This is a genomic window from Flavobacterium sp. FlaQc-52, assembly GCF_044007495.1.
Classification (GTDB): Bacteria; Bacteroidota; Bacteroidia; order Flavobacteriales; family Flavobacteriaceae; genus Flavobacterium; species Flavobacterium cupriresistens.
Genome location: NZ_JBIPCV010000031.1, coordinates 1 through 1465 on the forward strand (window position 1 = coordinate 1; position 1465 = coordinate 1465).

At 39.7% G+C, this 1465-nt stretch carries 1 protein-coding gene; it reads left to right on the forward strand.

All coding sequences use genetic code 11. The features are described 5' to 3' along the window. On the forward strand, positions 1-1465 hold a 1465-nt coding region (locus tag ACHRV5_RS22315), incomplete at both ends, for an Ig-like domain-containing protein (RefSeq protein WP_395428326.1).

Below are 1465 nucleotides of genomic sequence, written 5' to 3' on the forward strand. Positions count from 1 at the left end.
TTCAATGTAGTGATGCAACAGCTTTAAATGCTGCTCAAGCACAATTCCCTATTGCAACTGATGCTTGTGATACTGATGTTTCGAATATCGTAAAAACCAGCGGTGCTTTTGTAGCTTCTGAAGGTTGTGCTAACGCTGGAACTTATACTAACACTTGGACTGTTAAAGATGATTGTGGAAATACTTCTGATGTTTTCACTCAAGTGATTACAATCGAAGATACTACTGCTCCAACTTGGACAACTCAGCCTGGAACATTAAACGTTACTGTTCAATGTAGCGATGCAACAGCTTTGACTACTGCTCAAACACAATTCCCGGTTGCTACTGATAGCTGTGATGGTGATGTTTCTAATATCGTGAAAACAAGTGGTGCTTTTGTAGCTTCTGAAACTTGTGCAAATGCAGGAACATATACTAATACTTGGACTGTAAAAGATGATTGTGGAAATACTTCTGATACTTTCACTCAAGTGATTACAATCGAAGATACTACTGCTCCAACATGGACAACTCAAGCCGGAACATTAAACGTAACTGTTCAATGTAGTGATGCAACAGCTTTAACTACTGCTCAAACACAATTCCCGGTTGCTACTGACTCTTGTGATGGTGATGTTTCTAATATCGTGAAAACAAGTGGTGCTTTTGTAGCTTCTGAAGGTTGCGCTAACGCTGGAACTTATACTAACACTTGGACCGTTAAAGATGATTGTGGAAATACTTCTGATGTTTTCACACAAATTATTACTATCGAAGATACCACTGCTCCAACTTGGACAACTCAGCCTGGAACACTAAACGTTACTGTTCAATGTAGTGATGCAACAGCTTTGACAACTGCTCAAACACAATTCCCAGTTGCTACTGATTCTTGTGATGGTGATGTTTCAAATATCGTAAAAACAAGCGGTGCTTTTGTAGCTTCTCAAGGTTGCGCTAACGCCGGAACATATACTAATACTTGGACGGTTAAAGATGATTGTGGTAATACTTCTGATGTTTATACTCAAGTGATTACTATTGAAGATACCACTGCTCCAACTTGGACAACTGAGGCCGGAACACTAAACGTAACTGTTCAATGTAGTGATATGGCAGCTTTGACTACTGCTCAAACACAATTCCCGGTTGCTACTGATAGCTGTGATGGTGATGTTTCTAATATCGTAAAAACAAGCGGTACTTTTGTAGCCTCTGAAGGTTGCGCTAACGCTGGAACTTATACTAACACTTGGACTGTTAAAGATGATTGTGGTAACACTTCTGATACTTTCACGCAAATCATTACAATCGAAGATACCACTGCTCCAACATGGACAACTCAACCTGGAACATTAAACGTAACTGTTCAATGTAGTGATGCAACAGCTTTGACTACTGCTCAAACACAATTCCCGGTTGCTACTGATTCTTGTGATGGTGATGTTTCTAATATCGTGAAAACAAGTGGTGCTTTTGTAGC